Source organism: Bilifractor porci (genome assembly GCF_009696005.1).
Lineage (GTDB): Bacteria > Bacillota > Clostridia > Lachnospirales > Lachnospiraceae > Bilifractor > Bilifractor porci.
In genome coordinates this window covers 434,032-453,281 of the sequence record NZ_VUMV01000001.1, presented here as the reverse complement: position 1 = coordinate 453,281, position 19,250 = coordinate 434,032, and the positions used below count along the sequence as shown (strand labels likewise).

The window sequence follows — 19,250 nt, the reverse complement described above, 5'->3', positions numbered from 1 at the left end:
CTTTCGCGCTTCCGGGTCAGTGCATATAGTTTTGCGCAAAACATAAAAACCTGACAAAAATAGCCGCATAGAATTGTAGAAAATTCCACTTAAGGTCTGAAAAACCCTTAAAAATGGTCACAATCCTCCACTTTTAACGGATTTTTTCTTGCATTTTATCTTGCGGTATGCTATTATCACCTTTGTAAAAAGAATTTACCCTTCAAAAAATTTTTTTTACAATTAATAACCCCTTATTAATTATTTATACTCCCCTCGAAATGCCTCGGTAGCTCTCCTACCGGGGCATTTCTCTTGAGAGGCGGACAGCTACGAGGTTTTCGGGTTTTAGCCGGGATTTTTTCCGCCATCCTTCCGCCTTGGCGCCTTTACAGAATTGTTTTCTGCCATCTGGCTGTCGCTGTCTTTTTTTCGGCGAAGATGCCTGCAGGCGGGCAGCGGAAGAGGGAGAAGTGAAGGGAAAGACTTTACAGTTCAGAGCCGGACGGATAAGATGATGGTATTAGTCCGGAGTTATGCATTAGAAGCACAGTCAGTTAGTGGGAACAGAATGGAAAAATATGATTTAATCGCTCCCTGCCATTTCGGCTTGGAAGCACAGACAAAGAGAGAGATTACAGACCTGGGTTACGAGGTCACCCATGTGGAGGACGGAAAGGTAACTTTTGCCGGAGACGCGGAGGCGGTAGCTTGTTCCAATCTCTTTCTCCGGACAACGGAGAGAATTCTTCTCCGGGTGGGGCAGTTCCGTGCGGTCACCTTTGATGAACTGTTTGAAGCCACCAGGGCGATTCCATGGGAGAGGTATATCCCGAAGAACGGAAAATTCTGGGTGGCAAAGGCAAATTCGATCAAAAGCCGTCTGTTCAGTCCCTCGGATATCCAGTCGATAATGAAAAAGGCAATGGTAGAGCGGCTGAAGGAGAAATATCACTGTGACTGGTTTCCGGAGGACGGAGCGGATTTTCCGGTCCGGGTGACGCTGATGAAGGATGTGGTCACGGTCTGTCTGGATACGACCGGTGTTTCTCTGCATAAGAGAGGCTACCGCAAGGCGACGGTGAAGGCGCCTATCACAGAAACGCTGGCGTCTGCCCTTATCATGCTGACGCCCTGGAAGGGAGGTAGGATTCTGGCAGATCCGTTTTGTGGAAGCGGAACCTTCTGTATCGAGGCGGCTATGATGGCTGCCCATATGGCGCCCGGACGGAACCGCACATTTCTTGCGGAGCAGTGGACGAACCTGATCCCCGGAACCTGTTGGAAGAATGCCAGGGAAGAGGCGGATGACATGCTGGATCCTGGTGTGCAGACGGATATCCAGGGCTTTGATATTGACGCAGATGTTATAGCCGCAGCCAGGGAAAATGCGGAAAGGGCGGGTGTGGATCATCTGATTCATTTCCAGCGCAGGCCGGTATCGGAGTTTTCCCACTCCGGAAAATACGGCTTCATCATCACCAATCCTCCCTACGGGGAGCGGCTGGAGGAAAAGGAGAATCTTCCGGAACTCTACCGCACACTGGGGGAACGGTTTGAAAGACTGGATTCGTGGTCCCTTTATGTAATCTCCGCATGGCCGGACACCGAACGTTACATTGGAAGAAAAGCGGATAAAAACCGGAAAATCTATAACGGCATGATGAAAACCTATTTTTATCAGTGGCCGGGACCGAAACCGCCCAAACGTCCTGCTGTCCGCGAGGCAGCAAATAACAGGAAGGCGTGAACAGGGAGTTGTAATGATCGGGACTGTTCAGGCCGGATGCTTCGGACAGGGCTGTCCGGGGACAGTTACTGGAATACGGAAAGGAAAATAGCCGGAATGATTAAAAAAATCATATTTGCCACGGGCAATCAGAATAAAATGAGGGAAATCCGGGAGATTATGGGGAATCTTCCGATGGAGATTCTTTCCATGAAGGAAGCCGGAATCAAGGCGGACATCGAGGAGGATGGAACGACCTTTGAGGAAAATGCCGTAATTAAAGCGAAGGCGGTGGCCGATCTGCTTCCGGAAAAGGACAAAGAGGCGATTGTACTGGCCGATGATTCGGGACTGGAGATTGATGCCCTGAACGGGGAACCCGGTATTTATTCTGCCCGCTATATGGGAGAGGATATCTCCTATCATATTAAAAACGCGGAGCTGATCCGTCGGCTGGAGGGGGTTCCGGTGGAAAAAAGAACCGCACGGTTTGTCTGTGCAGTTGCCGCCGTTCTTCCGGACAGAACCTGTCTGACTGTCCGCGGAACCATCGAGGGCAGAATCGGTTACGAGGAGCGGGGGAGCAACGGCTTTGGCTATGATCCGATTTTTATGCTGCCGGATATGAGCTGTACCACGGCAGAGCTGCCGCCGGAAGAAAAAAACAGGATCAGCCACAGGGGAAAGGCCCTGCGTCTGATGGAGGAAAAGCTGAGGGGGATCCTGTAACGGTTCCGCATGGCATAACAGGAAGCAGCAAGGAGATGTGCTTATGAATATTCTGATAATCAGTGATACGCATGGCTTTGATGACCGGGTCAGGCTCATTCTGGATCGTATCGGTCCGTTTGACATGCTGATTCACTGCGGCGATGTCGAAGGGCAGGAGGCCGAAATTCAGGAGTGGGCGGACTGTCCCTGCCTGATGGTGGCGGGAAATAATGACTGGAGTTCCCGGCTGCCCAGGGAGATTGTCACAACCATTGATGATTATAAGGTGATGATTACCCATGGGAACCGGTACGGGGTATCTCTGGACAAGGAGATGCTTCGGGAAGAGGCGCTCAGCCGGGAGGTGGACATCTGCATGTTCGGACATACACATAAGCCGCTGGTGGAGACGAAGGGAAGCCTGACCATGCTGAATCCGGGGTCGCTGTCCTATCCCCGGCAGATCAGCCGGGATCCTACTTATATTCTCATGAGAATTGACGAGGAACACCAGGTTCATTACGATGTCCGTGTCTTTCACGACTGAACACCGGATGTGCCAAAAAACCAAGAATGTATACGGTGATTTGTGACCCGAGGTGTGCTGATAATTTTCGGCTTGTGAAAATCCTGTTTGTACATGGAGATTTGCGCCCGGGGCGTGCTGATAATTTCCAACGTGGGAAAAACCCTGTTTGTACACAGGAATTTGGCGTTGCGGCCGGGACATGGCCGCTCGGAGCCGAGGACCGGCAAAATGTGATCCGGTGGCAAAAAAGGAATGGGTCAGCAGAGAAACAGAAGACCGGATAACAGAACACCGGATAACAGAACACTGGATCATAAAACACCGGATAATAAAATATCGTATAATAAAGCACCGGATAACAGAACACCGGATCATAAAATACCAGACAGGTAGAAATGAAAATATATATGACAGGGAGGAAAAAATGTCGTCACTGAATGATTTTTTCGAGAAGGTTATTACGGTAAAATGGGGACCGGAAAAAAAGAGCGTGGATATTATTGATCAGACGCTGCTTCCGAATACCATAAAAAGAATCCAGATCCGCACGCAGGAGGAAATCTGGGAGGCAATCAAAAAGCTCCGTGTCAGAGGGGCGCCGGCAATCGGCGTATCCGCTGCCTATGGAATGGCGGTGATTGCCAATGATATACCGGATGAGGACTACGAGGGCTTCTATACAAAATTCAAGGCTTCCAAGGAATATCTTGCTACATCCAGGCCTACGGCTGTCAACCTCTTCTGGGCGCTGAACCGCATGGAAGACACGGTCAAGGCAAACCGGGAGAAACCGGTATCGGAGATTCGGCGTCTGCTTTACGCGGAGGCGGAAAAAATCCGCGAGGAAGATGTGCAGATCAGCAGAAATATCGGGGAAACAGGTTTCCGTCTGATGGAAGAGCTGAAGGAGGACGGAAAAGAGCTGGGAATTCTTACCCACTGCAACGCCGGAACCCTTTGTTCTGCAAAATACGGCACGGCAACCGCGCCGATGTACATGGCTCTGGAGCATGGCTGGAAGGGCACGGATATGCATGTATACTGCGACGAGACCCGTCCGCTTCTGCAGGGAGCCAGGCTGACATCTTTTGAACTTTACAACGCGGGCATCACGACGTCTGTGCAGTGCGACAACATGGCAGCGCTTCTGATGAAAACCGGAAAGATCAAAATCATTTTCGTCGGATGCGACCGTGTCGCGGCAAACGGCGATGCGGCAAACAAGATCGGAACATCCGCGCTTGCCGTGCTGGCGCACCACTACGGAGTGCCCATGTATATCTGCGCGCCAAGCTCTACCATTGACATGGCAACGCCGACCGGGGATGATATTCCGATTGAGATGCGTGACCCGGAAGAGATTAAGAGCATGTGGTACAAGGAGCCTATGGCTCCGGCAGGCGTGGACGCTTCCTTCAATCCTGCCTTTGATGTGGCGGACCATCGGCTGATTACAGGAATCATAACGGAAAAGGGACTCTGCAGCGCACCCTACGAGGAGGCATTCCGGAAATTCGGCATCAAATAAAAAATGGCGGAGATAAAATCATAAACGAATTATAAAATTTTTGCTGCCGCTGCGGATTCTCTTGACGAAAAAAGAGCGGGAGAGTATGCTTATCCCATTAAAATGACTAACGGTCATAAAATATCGGGAGGTATATGATGTATTACAGCAGCGGTAATTATGAGGCATTTGCAACACCTGAAAAGCCGGAGGGAATAGAGAAGAAGCATGCGTATATTGTCGGAACAGGGTTGGGCGGACTGTCTGCGGCCTGTTACCTGATCCGCGATGCGCAGATGCCTGGAGAAAACATCACGTTATTTGAGTCACTTCCTCTTGCGGGAGGTTCCTGTGACGGCCTGCATGATCCGCAGAAGGGCTATATCATGCGCGGCGGCCGAGAGATGGATAACCACTTCGAGTGCATGTGGGATCTGTTTCGTTCTGTTCCATCTATCGTTAACCCCGGAGAAACTATTTTTTCGGAATATTACAAGCTGAACAAGGAGGATCCGAATTACTCTCTCTGCCGTGTGACGGAGAAACAGGGTAAAGACGCGCATACAGACAGGAAGTATGATCTGAATAAAAACGCGGAAAAGCAGCTGATGAAGCTGATGTTTGCCAGCGACAAAGAGCTGGAAGACAAAACAATAGATGACTTTTTTGACGATGATTTTTACCGGACAAATTTCTGGATCTACTGGCAGACGATGTTTGCTTTTGAAAAATGGCACAGTGCGCTGGAGATGAAAAAATATATGCAGCGTTATGTGCATCACATTGACGGTCTTCCCGATCTGAGCGCCCTGCGTTTTACCAGGTACAACCAGTACGAATCTATGATTCTGCCGATGGTGAAATATATTCAGGACGCCGGCGCAGTTATTCAGTTTAATACCCAGGTGACCAATGTGGTCTGCGACTGCACACCGGCAAGAAAAACGGCTGTCCGGCTGGAATATACACAGGACGGAGAGGAAAAAGCCATTGATCTGACGGAGAATGACCTGGTTTTTGTGACAAACGGTGCGCAGGGCGACGGCACAGCCTATGGTGATCAGACTCATGCTCCGGAAATTGATATCGTGAACGGCCAGGGACCTTCTGTGGAGCTGTGGAAAAAGATGGCTGCCCAGGATGAGGCATTCGGCCATCCGGACGTATTTTTCCGTGATATCAGGGAGACCAGCTGGGAGTCCTGGACGATTGATACCGCCAATAAAGAAATTCTGGAGGCAATAGAGAAAATCTGTCACAGAGATCCTCTCTCCGGAAAGGTAGTGACCGGAGGAATTATTACGGCGAAGGATTCCAGCTGGCTGATCAGCTGGACCATCAACCGGCAGGGGCAGTTCCAGGATCAGCCGGATGACCACTGCCTGATCTGGGTGTACGGCCTGAACTGCTGGGATGACTGCGGAGATTATATTCAGAAGCCCATGTTCCTTTGCAGCGGCCAGGAGCTGTGCGCAGAGTGGCTGTACCACATCGGAATTCCGATGGATCATATTGACGAGCTTGCGGAGAAGGAGTGTAACACAACTCCCTGCATGATGCCTTATGTAACGTCGTTCTTCGAGCCTAGAAAGTACGGCGACCGCCCGCTGGTCGTTCCGGAAGGCTCTGTGAATCTGGCATTCCTGGGGCAGTACGCGGAGACTCCCAGAGACACCGTCTTCACCACAGAGTATTCTATCCGTACCGGAATGGAAGCTGTCTATACTCTCTGCAAGGTAGACCGAGGTGTCCCGGAAGTGTGGGGATCTATCTATGATATCCGGGATTTAATTACCGCCGGAGTCAAGATGAACGACGGAAAAATGATTAAGGACTGGCCCATAGGCGCAGCGGAAAAAGCGGCGATCATGGGAGCGCTGAAGCTTGCTCACAACACGGATCTGGAAACGCTTCTGATCCGGCTGGGCGCAGCGGAAGAAAAAGACTTTGAGCCGGTGATAGACAAGAAAAAAGTGGCGGACGTGGCGGAAACCGTAAAGAGCAGCGGCGTCACAAAAGCGGTCGGGACAGCAGCAGCCGTTGCAGCCGGAATAGCCGCGCTGAAGCATTTGAAGAAAAAATAAGCAACTAAAATAAGCAACTAAAAATAAGCAACTGACTGGATGCGGAAAATGTCAGCAATCAGGTGTACTGTCGACATTTGCTGCAGACATTGCAATCTACAGTGGTGATGCGGAAAAATGTCAGCATTCAGGCATACTGCCGACATCTGCTGCAGACATTGCAATTTACAGTGGTGATGCGGAAAATGTCAGCATTCAGGCGTACTGCCGACATCTGCTGCAGACATTGTAATTCATAGTGGGCTAAATAATATAATCACTGATAAAATCGTGCAGACCCTTCCGGTCGGCACGATTTTTGCACTTGAGCGACGCAAATCAAGAAACTCACAAAATCGCCGCCCGCCGCAAGGTATTCAAGCGGCGTGCAGGCGGCGCAAATCAAGAAACTCACAAAATCGCCGCTCGCCGTATGTTATTCAAGAGGCGGTCAGGCGACGCAAATCAAGAAATTCACAAAATCGCCGCCCGCCGCAAGGTATTCAAGCGGCGTGCAGGCGACGCAAATCAAGAAACTCACAAAATCGCCGCCCGCCGCAAGGTATTCAAGCGGCGTGCAGGCGACGCAAATCAAGAAATTCACAAAATCGCCGCCCGCCGCAAGGTATTCAAGCGGCGAGCAGGCGACGCAAATTGAGAATATCCCAAAATCGCCGCCCGCCGCAGGCTATATGAGAGGCGGCTGGGCGACGCAAATTGAGAATTTCACAAAATCGCCGCCCGTCACAGGTCATATAAGCGTCAGCCGGGCGACGCAAATCAAGAAATTTACAGAATCGTCGCCTGTTTTGGAAGAGAGTATATGGGAAACATTTTAGGACGATGGGAGATTCGGAATTTACAAGAAATTCTATAATAAAAAAAGCTGAAACCCTGAAACTACAAGGCATCCAGCTTTTTCAGAAGCAGGGGATGAGAGAATCGAACTCCCACCAAAGGTTTTGGAGACCCCTATCATACCATTTGACCAATCCCCTATCTGTATTGATTAGCGCTTTATTAACACGGACAAAGATATTATAATACAAGCAGCAGGGCTCCGCAAGAGCGTATTCACATACCTGAAGTGCCGTGGTGCAGCACATGAATTGAATTTCAAAGTTTCACTTGTCACCACGTCAGAATGTTTTGGTGCGTCAGCCGTGATGTTGCAACATTGGCACGGCAGCAGTAAAGCAGCGGCCGTGGCGCGGCAAGTTTGCTTGGGGTGTCGGGAGGGAACCGGGAAGTCCTGAAAGAAATTATTGTTTGGAGGGTTTGATATGACAAAGGTTAAGGTTGATCCGGGTATCTGCGGTTTTATTACGGCGGTTGATGCTTCATCCGAAGACGGGATGGAGGTAAAAGTCAGAGTGCGGACTGGCTGCAAGAGCGTCAAAGGGATGATGGATGAATTAGGAGACACATTCGATTCCTATGAGGTTTGTCTGGTAAAACCCGGAGAAGGGCCTTTTTACGAATATGCGCAGGAACATTTTCCGGTTCACGTGGCATGTCCGGTGATCAACGGTATCATCAAATGTATCGAAGCGGAGTGCCATCTTGCATTGAAGAAGGATGCGCATATCATCTTCGAGAAAGATCAGGAATCATAACAGACACAGGAGTATGCAGAAAAGAGGCGTAATATGAAGTTCAAGGAGGGAGACCAGGTTTATGTCAGGGCGACAGTTGTCCGTGCTCCGAGGGATGGACAGAAAATGTACCGCCTCATCAAAGAGGATGGCGCCGTTGTCTGGGCGAAGGAAGAAGAACTGGTAAAAAAAGATCAGTCATGCACTATGTAATTGGAGATGTACACAGCTGTCTTGACGAATTGAATACGCTTCTGGGTAGAATCGAAGAAAAAGATCCGGCGGCGGAATTCATTTTTGTCGGTGATTTTGCGGACAGGGGACCGCGCTATCTGGATACGATACGCTGGTGTAAAGAACATATCCGGCCGACCGGAAAGTACCGGACAGTGATTGGAAACCATGAGGATCTGCTTCTTCAGTGGTTCCCCGGATTTCGGGACTGGTGGGAAAACCAGGACAGGAAGGCGGAGCTGCGACGCGGAATTCCACAGACGCAGTATAATTTCAGCCGGATGATTCAGGAAGAAAAGAAGGCAGATCTGTCTTTTGTAGAGTCAGTGATGAATCTGATCCGGGAGTGGCCCTCGGAAATTTCTGTTACGGTTCCCGGAAAAAACAGGAATGTTACTTATCGGATTGCCCACGCCTGGCCTTCCGCGCAGTCCTCGGACGAGGAGGAAAGAAGAAACTGTAATATCTGGAACAGGGAAGATGAATATGTGGGGAATTTTGCCAACGATGACATCTATATCCACGGACATACCCCTACCATTTCGGACTATGACAACGGCAGACTGGTTCCGGGAATGATCGGCTACCGACGTCACGCGATCAATGTGGATGGCGGCTGCGTGTTTTCCTACAACCCGGAGTTTGGAAAAAGATATGTCTGCATGCTCTGTGCGATCTGTCTGGAAACACTGGAGGAAATTTATCCATGGTCTGTTCTGGAGAGAATTGCCTTCCTTCATCCGGGAGAATCCGCGTCCCGGATAGAAAAAATGTATGTGGAAATCAGGAAAAAGCGGAAAGAATATCTCTGCAACCCATACCGGAGCGAGATGCTGAAGATGCTGGGTGTGGAATAAAAAAGATTTTTAAAGAACTTCTGATGATCCAGGAGCGGGGCAGAAAAACTCTTTGTGTTTATCAGCCGGAAGATAAACAGTGTTATAAACCTTTGATCCGGAAGCAGCGTTTCAGAAACTGGAAGAGTTGGAAAAAATATTCTGGGTCTGGGAAGTCATGCGGATTTAGGCATGCGTCCCAGGTATTATATTTTGAGGCGGCAAGACTTTCAAGTTTTGATCTTGGAAGAAAATCTCGTGTTTTACAAGGGCTTTGCAAGGCGAATGAGGAAAGAAAAACGGCCATTGCTTATGCCGTTGTGGATCAGAGGCAGGATTATATCATTATTCTTCGGGGATTGTAGAATGGATGCATACGAACAGGCCGGTTCGTGATATACTGAAATCAGGTTCGTACACAGGAAAACATTAGAGCACGGGTTGAAGGGGGAAACATGTATACATTAAAAAACTGGAAAGTAGAAGCACATCACGGCAAGATGATTGTCTGGGGAGAGGTATACGGGCACGAAAAGTATCAGGATGGTCTGTCCCTTCATACTTCTATGATTCAGGCGGTGGATATGGATGACAGACATGTGCTGTTTTCCACAAAAAATTCCGTTTACAGCTGTGCGTTTTCTGCGCATGCCGTCAATGTGAAAGACGTGCAGGCGTTTGACCAGCTTCCGGATGAACTGTTTGCCTGTGACAGAAAAATAGTGAAAAAGAAAATCCTGGACGCGGTATCTGCCGGTCTGAACGCGGTGGCGGACAGGCTGCAGTCCTTTATGCAGGACGTCAGCGGAGATTATACACTGATCCTGTTTGATACCGACGCAGACTACTATTTCCGCTGGATGCTCCAGATTCGTGACGGGAAAAAATATCTGGTGCCGCAGAACGGCGTGGCAATCCGGGAGGGTTCTGTTCAGGACAGTGTTCTGATCGGAAACGGCGTAAAGGGTCAGGTTATGAAGTATTTCCCGTTTGCGGACAACCGCCTTACCTTCTATGAGTGGGAGGATTCCTGGGAGCCTGTGTTCTTCCTGAACGCGGGGAAAAAGGACATCCGTCTGGAGTGCAGCTACGGAAGCTTTGCGCTGAAAGCAGGGGAAAGGCTCTGCCCATCCAGGGAGTCGGAGAAAAACCTGGAGCCTGTGATAGAAAAAGAAGCGGAAACAGTAGAAGAAGTAACATCCTCAGCGGCATCTCCGAAGGATGAAGCACAGGCAGACGTAAAGAAACCGGTTTCTTCCCAACAGACCGGTGACAGCCAGGGGAAATCTTCGGTGTATGCGGAAGAACAGACCGGTGGCAGTCAGGAGCAGTCTTCCGTGTCTGCAGAAGAATACCTGTCGGGGCTGTAAACATGGCTCATCATCAAATAAACGCGGAGCTCAGTACGCTGTGCTATCTGGAAAAGAACGGACAGTATCTGATGCTGCATCGGACAGTGAAGAAAAACGACGTCAATCACGACAAGTGGATTGGCGTCGGCGGGCATTTTGAACAGGATGAGAGTCCGGAGGAATGCGTGCTCCGGGAGGTAAAGGAAGAAACCGGCTATACGCTTACATCCTGGAGATACCGGGGAATCGTTACGTTTGTTTCCGGCAAGGGAAGCATGGAATATATGTCTCTTTTTACGGCGGACGGTTTTGAGGGAACGGAGGCTCCCTGCGATGAGGGAGAGCTGGAATGGGTTGACATTGAGAAAGTCTGGAAGCTGAACCTGTGGGCAGGAGACAAAATCTTTTTCCGCCTTCTGGATGAGCAGGAGCCGTTTTTCTCCCTGAAGCTGGTCTATGATGCGGCGGATGTTCTGAAAACGGCCAGCCTGAACGGAAAGCCGATGGAATTGTTTGATGTTCTGGATGAGGACGGAAACAAGACCGGGAAAGTACAGGAGCGCGGTGTGGTGCACAGAGAAGGCGACTGGCACAGAACCGCGCATATCTGGATTGCCAGAAGAAAGGAAGCAGGCGGGGACTGGGAATTTCTTCTGCAGAAAAGAAGCATGGAGAAGGATTCCAATCCTGGAAAATATGATATTTCGGCCGCGGGGCACATCTCCGCGGGGGAAGAAAGAATACCGGCTGCTCTGCGGGAACTGAAGGAGGAACTGGGAATAACTGCTGAAGAATCGAATCTGGAACCTGTCGGCGTCCAGAAGATCTCCTATGAAAAGGTATTTTACAAAAAACCATTCCGAGACAGAGAGCTGGCGGATCTGTATCTTTTCCGGAAACCGGTGGATACGGATGAACTGCGGCTGCAGAAGGGAGAGGTTGATGAAGTACGCTGGTTTCCGGCGGAGTATGTTCTGCAAAAAGCCAGGACGGAGCCGGAACACAGAGAATTCTGTATTTATCCGGATGAAGTAGAAAAAATCATACATGCGCTGCAAAAGTAAGGAGCCAGACATCGTTTATGGAAAACAGCGAAAAGCAGGAAAGACTGAATACTTTATTTTTGAAAATGATTGCCTTTGATGAAGGAGATCCGAAACGAATCCAGCATTTTGTCAAGGTGCACAGCTTTGCGAAACTGATCGGGGAGCTGGAAAAGCTGGACGCGCGTACCCTGTACACGCTGGAGGCTGCGGCTTATCTGCATGATATCGGTATTCGGATTGCAGAGGAAAAGTTCGGAAGAAACGACGGGAAGCTTCAGGAACAGGAGGGGCCGGAACCGGCCGGAAAACTGATGCGGGAATGCGGCTTTGAGGAAGAAGTCATCAGCCGTGTACAGTATCTGATCGCTCACCATCATACCTATCAGGGAATCGACGGACAGGATTATCAGATCCTGGTGGAAGCGGATTTCCTTGTCAATCTGTATGAGGACGGAGCTTCCGAAAAAGCCGTGAGGACGGCGGGGGAGAAAATTTTCCGTACAGCGGCAGGGACAGACATTCTAAAAAAGATGTTCCGAATATCGGATTAAAGTTCAGGCGTCGGAGGCAGGAACCTCCGGCGCTTATTTTTTATTCTTTTTCAGATGAACTGTAACAATCGGGTTCCTTTCTGCGTGTATCTAGTAGAGCGTTCACCAGTTGTCTGGACTAGTTGATACACCGAAGTTGACTTTGCCCAGTGCCATTTTGCAAAATCTCAGGTCTGTTTATTTTCTGAACGTTCTGCTAGTAGAAGCCGGAGGAAAGGAGGATGCATGGAGCATAATACATTTGAAGACGCAGTGGATGCCTGGGGAGACCTGGTCTACCGGTTTGCGCTGACCCGTCTGCAGAACAGAGAGGATGCGGAGGATGTGTTTCAAAATACCTTTCTCAAGCTGCTGGAGTACACAGAATGGGAACACTGGGAGAAAGATCATGTCCGGGCATGGCTTGTGCGCATTGCCATGAGCGAGTGCGCGGATGTGGGGAGACGCAGGGGAAGGCAGTCTTTTCTGACAGAGGATGATCTGGCAAGGCTGACGGAAGAACCTGTGCCGGCAGATCAGACAGAGGTCTGGGATCAGGTCGCAGACCTTGACGAGCCGGACAGAAGTATCGTGTACCTTCATTACGGAGAAGGTTATTCGCTGAAGGAAATCGCACAGATGCTGGGTATTACCTATGGAAACTGCAGGGTGATTCTGCACCGGGCACGTAAAAAGCTGAGAGAAGAGCTGGCCGGGAGAGAAACCGCGGAAAGGAGAAGGCATGGACGAATACAGGAAATATCGGAATATCGTGAAAAACATTCATGTGCCGGAAGAACTTAAACGAGATCTGCTGCTGCAGGCGGAGAACAGGAAGAAAAAAGAGGCCTCCGACAGAATCAAAGAATTTCAGGTTGGGAGGAAAGCGGCAGATGAAACGGAAAAGCAGTTGACTGGAAAGAAGGGGCAGGACAGAGGTAAAAGAATTAAATTTGCGGGAAGCAGGAGAAAAATACAAAGAGTAACGAAGGGCGTGGCGGCGGCAGCCTGCGTCTGCGCTCTTCTGACAGGCGTGCTTGCGTATCAGAATTTTCTTCCGGGGAAGACAGCTTCCATGACCGGAAATGCGGGCGCAGACCAGCAGGCGGGAACAACAGCAGTACCTGACGGCAGTTCCAATGGAGAAGTAAGCGGGAAAGTGGATAACAGAAACAAATTTTATCTGGCCGGACCGGAGGAAGAAGCCGGGGATGTAACTGCCTCTTCCATGCAGGGAGAGAGTGGGACGGTGAAGGATCCTTCAGAGACAGAGGAACCAAAGACAGAGGAAAATGCAGATGGAGAATCCGGAACGTCAGAAGGTGAAAACGTGGAGGACTATCAGGGGTCTTCTGCACAGACCGGACAGGCTGGCAGTGATGTGGTGAAGAGAATAGCACTTACTCCTGTAGATACTTACGCAGGCACACAGTATTTCCCCGGATGTGAGTTCCTGGTGGGCGGAGACAATATCCGGTCCGTGTCCCTGCAGATAGATAGAGGAGGACTGTATACTGTTGCCGCAGAGACGATGACTGACTTGGAAGCACGGGAAAAGCGTAAAGAGTTGACACAAAATGCCGATTACATCGCGGAAAACTATAAGATTACGGATTATGAGATCGATGAAACCAATGCCTCAGAGGATGATTCTGTCGTAACATTTTATACCAAAACATATGTCGGACAAACCCTTACCTTGGAGGGCAGAGAAGAAATGCAGGAGAGAGTCGGCTTTTATCTGCCGGACGAGGCGTTTTCGGATGAGGATGAGGCTGTCGATCTGCGGCAGGCCGCACACAAATCTCTGGATTACCTGAACGGGGCAGTTCTTTCTCTGAAAGTATCATTTTCGGACGGAACAGAAGAAAATTATTCCTACCGGCTGGATACCGGAAAAATAAAATACAGCTATGAGGGCGGGGAAGGACACATCATACCGGAATTCCTGTCTGAGGAAGAAGCCCAGGATCAGCCGTATTTGTACGGTATTCTCATGACAGATGTAACGGCTCGGCAATAGAAGCCTGTCTGAGGCTGTCGTTGTTATTGAAAAAGGAGTCATGCTGACAGAGGAAACAGATGCCGGGTAAATGTTTCCCCAGACTTTATTATCAAAACGCAGATGTCCCGGCGGTTTCATCTGCGTTTTCCCTCTTTCTTTTCCCGGACGGAAAGAGTAAGATAAAGACCGGTCGGTTGTATTGGGAATTTCCGAAAAATAATTTTTTGCCTAATGTGCGGTCATAGGATATGACGAAAGTAATGAGTGGCGGCTGAGATTGCGCAGCGGCGGGCAAAGAGGCGGAGATATTGGTACGGCCGGGAAAGGAGAGAACGGAACATGCATTTTACAGAAAAAAAGATCAACCGTAACGACCCCTGCTGGTGCGGAAGCGGAAAAAAATACAAAAACTGCCACGAGGCATTTGATGAGAAGTTAAAACAGTACGAGATAAAGGGGATTGAAATTCCGCCGCGAAAAATCATCAAGACGCCAGCGCAGATCGAGGGGATCCGGGAGAGCGCAAAGATTAACATTGCCGTTCTGGACGAGGTCGCGGATAAAATCCGGATCGGCATGACAACCGAAGATATTGATAAAATTGTCTATGACACGACAACAAAAATGGGCGGTATTCCGGCGCCTTTGAACTATGAGGGGTTTCCGAAAAGCGTCTGTACGTCCCTGAACAACGTCGTCTGCCACGGAATTCCCACGGATCAGGAAAAACTGCTGGACGGGGACATCATCAATGTAGATGTCTCTACGATTTACAACGGATATTTCTCTGATTCCTCGCGTATGTTCTGCATGGGGGACGTGGATCCGGCATGGAAGCGGCTGGTTGACGTCACAAAGGAATGTGTGCAGATCGGTATCGAACACGCAAAACCCTGGACGCTGCTGGGCGATCTTGGGGCTGCGGTTCACAAACATGCCGTAGACAACGGCTATTCTGTTGTCCGGGAGATCGGCGGCCACGGATGCGGCGTGGAGTTTCACGAGGATCCGTTTGTCAGCTATGTTTCCCTTCCGGGGACAGGAATGCTTCTGGTTCCCGGCATGTGCTTCACCATCGAGCCGATGGTAAATATGGGGACGGATGAAATCTTTGAGGACGAGTATAACGGGTGGACTATCTACACGGATGATGATAAGCCTTCCGCACAGTGGGAAGTACAAGTGCTGATTACGGAAGACGGCTGTGAGGTTGTCACCTATTAATCATAAGACTGCGGTTTCAAAATCATGTCAGGACGGGTTCCAAGGTCAAACGCCTTTTCGTGCAAGCACGAAGGCGTTAAGACCTTTTGACCCTGGTATCATATCTTGTAATTTGTGAATAATCTTTTTTTATTAAGATGTACACAGAATGTTTACAATTACATGATACAATCTTTATTACAGCCGACGGAAGAGGGGGAAAATCCGGCGGGATGCGTTGAAATTCAGGTGAAAGACCGGGGACGGATTCCGGAAACGGCTGTTTCATGCAGCGGAAGCTGCAGAAATTTTTTAAGGGGACTGGCAGAAACTCAAAAAATTTACAGAAGGGATGATTTTTTTGAGCAAAGGAGTAAAGATACTGATTGGTATTCTGATTGCACTGTTTGCCGCGGGGGCGGCAGTCCTGGGAATCGGATACTTTATCAATAAAAACAGTGACGGATTTTTGAAAAAGACCTGGATGAATGGCACAAGTATTGAGGGAAAAACGCCGGAGGAGGTCGCACAGACGATTGCTTCTCAGTACGGGAACAGCAAGGTACAGCTGGTGGAGAACGGAACCGTGGTTCTGGAGGGAAGCCTTTCTGATTTCGGCTACACCTTTAACCAGGACGCCGTGCAGAAGGAACTGGAGCAGGATCTGCAGCAGCAGAAGAGCGGGCTGGTCCAGGTCTGGAAAACGCTGCTTATGGGCGATTATCTGCACATAGAGACAGGCTACGATTTTGATGAGACGAAGCTTCAGGCTTATTGCGTCAGCCAGTCTTTTTCGGTTCCCAGGGTGGAGTCCTCCGAGGCTTCCCTGCAGCTGAACACGGAAGAGGAGAAATATGAGGTTATCCCTGCGGTGCAGGGCAATATGATCAATGATGCGGCACTGCAGGCGGATCTGAAGCAGTATCTGGACGAGCAGACATCTTCCGGAGAGCTGGGAGACGTTATCTCCTATGAGATTCCTTCGGATGTTTATACCTCTCAGACAGTGTCCACGGATACCACGGAGCTTCAGAAAGAGTGCGACGAGAAAAACAAGGCTCTGCAGCTGGATGCCTATAAAAATGTTTCGGTCACATACACCTTCGGAGACCAGACAGAGGTGCTGGACAGCAGTACCATCATCGGCTGGATTACCCTGGCGGATGACGGGACTGTAACCGTGGATGACAGCAAAATCGCGGATTACGTATCAGGCCTGGCGTCCAAATACAATACCAGGTATCTGGACAGACAGTTTACAACCAGTACCGGACAGACGATAACCATTTCCGGAGCATCCAATGAATATGGCTATACCATTGATCAGGACGCAGAGTGCAAACAGCTGAAGCAGGATATTCTTTCCAAACAGGCTGTGACCAGAGAGCCATGCTATGTATCGGAAAACAGCTACGGCAATCCGCTGTACTATAAGCGCAGCGGAACGGACGACCTGGCCGGAACCTACGTGGAGGTAAATATCACAAAACAGCATCTCTGGTTCTACAAGGACGGACAGCTGGTGGTGGAAAGCGATGTTGTGACAGGAGATGTCGCCACCAATCAGAACACAGAATGCGGTGTATTCCCTCTTGCCTACAAGGAAAGCCCGTCTACGCTGAAGGGCCAGCATGTAGACGGAAGTGATTATTCGGTAGAGGTTCAGTACTGGATGCCTTTCTTCGAGGGGCAGGGACTCCATGATGCCTCCTGGCGTTCTTCCTTCGGCGGAACCATCTATCAGGCCGACGGTTCCAACGGATGTGTCAACTGTCCGCCGGCGGTGGCAAAGACCATCTACGAGAACATAGATGCGGGAACCGCTATCGTTATCTATCAGGAATCCTGAGGCCCATCATCAGTTATTATCATTAATTGGAATTCGGGAAACAGGCGGAAAACAACAAATGCGGAAAAACTAACCGATTAACGGGCGATCTTACCAGATGATAGGAAAAACCGGTCATCAAGACGCTTCAAAAAACAGGTTAGAAAGGCAGGATGAAATAAATACATTTAAGTAAGAGAAAGACAAAGGAGCTTCGGCAGATTGGTACCTGCCGGGGCTCCTTTTTCAAAATGATGAAAGGATGATTTCTGCTTCCAAAGTGTTCTTCTGAACTGCTGTTTTTCAACAGGTTACTCAGCCGGCTGTCATTCTCCTGCATGTTTTTCATCAGGTTATTCAGCCGGCTGTCATTCTCCTGCACATTTTTCACCAGGTTATTCATCTGGCTGTCTTTTCTTGCATATTTGCCCTGCAGGCTCTACTCCGGGATTGAGTTTTCCGGGGAAGATGTGCATAATGAATAAGATAAAAAATGTTTGCGAAGGGAGAAGGATCATATGCCGGTTTTTGATTTTAAGGGGGCTCCCGCGGATAAGACCAGGGCAGTTCTGACTTACACTGTATTTTCCTCTGACGCGTCGGAGGCATCCCCGGATCAGCCGATCCTGATATTAAACAACAGTACCCACCAGTGGCCGCATCATGCCCATGGAATTTTTACCAACCCGTCCCACAGGACATCGTTCGAGTTTGACGGGGAAAACGGAATAGAGAGCGCGGACATCCTGAAAATAGACGCCCGTTTTGTAAGTCTTCTGAAATGGCTTGGAGCCAACCGGATTCCGGTCAGACTTTCCGGTGAAAACAGAGAAGGCGGGTATGCGGTTTACCGGATCCGTGAAAAGGCCTTTGGAGGCGGTTCTAAACTCTCTGCGGAGGACGGCTTTCTGCAGTACATGATCGAGAGGCTGTTCTCCAGTCCGGCTCCGAAAAACACGGAGGAAAACCAGGATGCGGAGATTTCCGGAGATGATATGAAAATTACAAGCATTCAGACAATCACAGATTTTCTGACATGCGCCGGAAGCACTCTGCCTGAAAATATCCAGGTCTGGGCAAGAAGAAACCTTGCGGTGGCAAAATCCGCGGAGGTTTCCCCGGAGGAAAAGCGGCACGCGCAGCGGGCGCTGTCCACCATGCTGAACATCCGCTGGAAGAGTAATTATTTTGATTCCATCGATCCGGCAGAGGCCAGGAGGATTCTGGATGAAGAGCTTTACGGAATGGAAAAAGTAAAGCAGAGAGTCATCGAGACAATTATCCAGATCAACCGGACTCACACGCTGCCCGCCTATGGCATCCTGCTGGCCGGTCCGGCCGGAACGGGAAAATCACAGATCGCCTATGCCGTGGCAAGAATCCTGAAGCTTCCCTGGACCACTCTGGACATGAGCTCTATCAACGATCCGGAACAGCTTACGGGAAGCTCACGCGTGTATTCCAATGCCAAGCCGGGCATCATCATGGAGGCGTTTGCCGCGGCGGGAGAGTCCAACCTGGTCTTTATCATCAATGAGCTGGACAAAGCCAGCGCGGGAAAAGGCAGCGGAAATCCCGCCGATGTCCTGCTGACACTCCTGGACAACCTGGGATTTACGGATAATTATATGGAATGCATGATTCCGACAGGCGGAGTCTACCCCATAGCAACCGCCAATGATAAGAGTAAAATCAGCGCGCCGCTGATGTCCCGGTTCGCGGTGATTGACATTCCGGACTATACACCGGAGGAGAAAAAAGTGATCTTCTCCCGCTTTGCCCTGCCGAAAATTCTGCGCCGCATGCGCATGAGAGAAGAGGAATGCATCCTCACGCCGGAAGCACTGGACGCAGTCATCGGGCGCTACCGCGATACGACAGGAATCCGCGATCTGGAACAGGCGGCAGAACATATCGCCGCAAACGCCCTGTACCAGATTGAAACCGGCCATAAAACCCAGGTCATCTACGACGCGGAGATGATACATCAGCTGCTGTAACATACCTTCCCTGTTATGGCAAGGCGAGATACCTTTCGATTTGTCTCCTGATTCGCTAACCATCCGCCCTGGTATGGCCTAGATGTTAGGATATCGCTGTAAA

The 19,250-nt window shown here is 49.8% G+C and carries 17 protein-coding genes and 1 tRNA gene; 17 read left to right on the top strand and 1 reads right to left on the bottom strand.

Features of this window, described 5'->3' with window-relative positions:
• The first annotated feature begins 550 nt into the window (after positions 1-550).
• The 6 genes from FYJ60_RS02000 to FYJ60_RS01975 all read left to right on the top strand — a co-directional run bounded on the left by FYJ60_RS02000 (position 551) and on the right by FYJ60_RS01975 (position 7,176).
• Positions 551-1,729 carry a THUMP domain-containing class I SAM-dependent RNA methyltransferase gene (locus FYJ60_RS02000; RefSeq protein ID WP_154456901.1) on the top strand — a complete coding sequence of 393 codons (1,179 nt, stop codon included), beginning with the start codon at positions 551-553 and terminating at the stop codon, positions 1,727-1,729.
• Positions 1,730-1,825: 96 nt separating this feature from the next.
• Positions 1,826-2,437 (top strand): XTP/dITP diphosphatase, encoded by a 612-nt coding sequence (locus tag FYJ60_RS01995; RefSeq protein WP_154456900.1) that lies wholly within the window; start codon positions 1,826-1,828, stop codon positions 2,435-2,437.
• A gap of 43 nt (positions 2,438-2,480) precedes the next feature.
• A complete protein-coding gene (locus FYJ60_RS01990) occupies positions 2,481-2,966 on the top strand; it encodes a metallophosphoesterase family protein (protein WP_154456899.1) in 486 nt (161 codons plus the stop codon).
• 406 nt (positions 2,967-3,372) lie between these two features.
• Entirely contained in the window at positions 3,373-4,476 is a 1,104-nt protein-coding gene (gene mtnA, locus FYJ60_RS01985; RefSeq protein WP_154456898.1) for an S-methyl-5-thioribose-1-phosphate isomerase, read from the top strand.
• A 137-nt stretch (positions 4,477-4,613) separates the two neighbouring features.
• Positions 4,614-6,539 (top strand): oleate hydratase, encoded by a 1,926-nt coding sequence (locus tag FYJ60_RS01980; protein WP_154456897.1) that lies wholly within the window; start codon positions 4,614-4,616, stop codon positions 6,537-6,539.
• Between the two features lie 304 nt (positions 6,540-6,843).
• On the top strand, positions 6,844-7,176 hold the full coding sequence (locus FYJ60_RS01975) for a hypothetical protein (RefSeq protein ID WP_154456896.1): 333 nt from the start codon (positions 6,844-6,846) through the stop codon (positions 7,174-7,176).
• 269 nt (positions 7,177-7,445) lie between these two features.
• On the opposite strand, the gene FYJ60_RS01970 is transcribed toward FYJ60_RS01975, so the two are convergent.
• Positions 7,446-7,516, bottom strand: a tRNA-Trp gene (locus FYJ60_RS01970).
• Between the two features lie 285 nt (positions 7,517-7,801).
• Between FYJ60_RS01970 and FYJ60_RS01965 the strand changes: the two genes are divergently transcribed.
• From FYJ60_RS01965 to FYJ60_RS01915, 11 genes are all read left to right on the top strand, one after another.
• On the top strand, positions 7,802-8,134 hold the full coding sequence (locus FYJ60_RS01965; protein WP_154456895.1) for a DUF6951 family protein: 333 nt from the start codon (positions 7,802-7,804) through the stop codon (positions 8,132-8,134).
• Positions 8,135-8,167: 33 nt separating this feature from the next.
• Positions 8,168-8,326: a hypothetical protein gene (locus tag FYJ60_RS01960; protein ID WP_154456894.1), complete on the top strand. Its 159-nt coding sequence runs from the start codon at positions 8,168-8,170 to the stop codon at positions 8,324-8,326.
• Positions 8,314-9,204, top strand: coding sequence for a metallophosphoesterase (locus FYJ60_RS01955; RefSeq protein WP_154456893.1), 891 nt, complete (start codon positions 8,314-8,316; stop codon positions 9,202-9,204). Before FYJ60_RS01960 ends, FYJ60_RS01955 begins: the two co-directional genes overlap by 13 nt.
• 434 nt (positions 9,205-9,638) lie before the next feature.
• On the top strand, positions 9,639-10,553 hold the full coding sequence (locus tag FYJ60_RS01950) for a hypothetical protein (RefSeq protein WP_154456892.1): 915 nt from the start codon (positions 9,639-9,641) through the stop codon (positions 10,551-10,553).
• Positions 10,554-10,555: 2 nt separating this feature from the next.
• A complete protein-coding gene (locus FYJ60_RS01945) occupies positions 10,556-11,599 on the top strand; it encodes an NUDIX domain-containing protein (protein ID WP_154456891.1) in 1,044 nt (347 codons plus the stop codon).
• Between the two features lie 17 nt (positions 11,600-11,616).
• Positions 11,617-12,132, top strand: coding sequence for an HD domain-containing protein (locus FYJ60_RS01940; RefSeq protein ID WP_154456890.1), 516 nt, complete (start codon positions 11,617-11,619; stop codon positions 12,130-12,132).
• 225 nt (positions 12,133-12,357) lie between these two features.
• Positions 12,358-12,915 (top strand): RNA polymerase sigma factor, encoded by a 558-nt coding sequence (locus FYJ60_RS01935; protein ID WP_154456889.1) that lies wholly within the window; start codon positions 12,358-12,360, stop codon positions 12,913-12,915.
• Positions 12,854-14,134, top strand: coding sequence for a hypothetical protein (locus FYJ60_RS01930; RefSeq protein ID WP_154456888.1), 1,281 nt, complete (start codon positions 12,854-12,856; stop codon positions 14,132-14,134). The genes FYJ60_RS01935 and FYJ60_RS01930 overlap by 62 nt, the downstream gene beginning before the upstream one ends.
• 321 nt (positions 14,135-14,455) lie before the next feature.
• Entirely contained in the window at positions 14,456-15,340 is an 885-nt protein-coding gene (locus FYJ60_RS01925) for a methionyl aminopeptidase (protein ID WP_154456887.1), read from the top strand.
• Positions 15,341-15,680: 340 nt separating this feature from the next.
• Positions 15,681-17,168 carry a L,D-transpeptidase family protein gene (locus tag FYJ60_RS01920; protein WP_205838919.1) on the top strand — a complete coding sequence of 496 codons (1,488 nt, stop codon included), beginning with the start codon at positions 15,681-15,683 and terminating at the stop codon, positions 17,166-17,168.
• Between the two features lie 497 nt (positions 17,169-17,665).
• Positions 17,666-19,147: an AAA family ATPase gene (locus FYJ60_RS01915; protein ID WP_154456885.1), complete on the top strand. Its 1,482-nt coding sequence runs from the start codon at positions 17,666-17,668 to the stop codon at positions 19,145-19,147.
• The last annotated feature ends 103 nt before the right edge of the window (positions 19,148-19,250 follow it).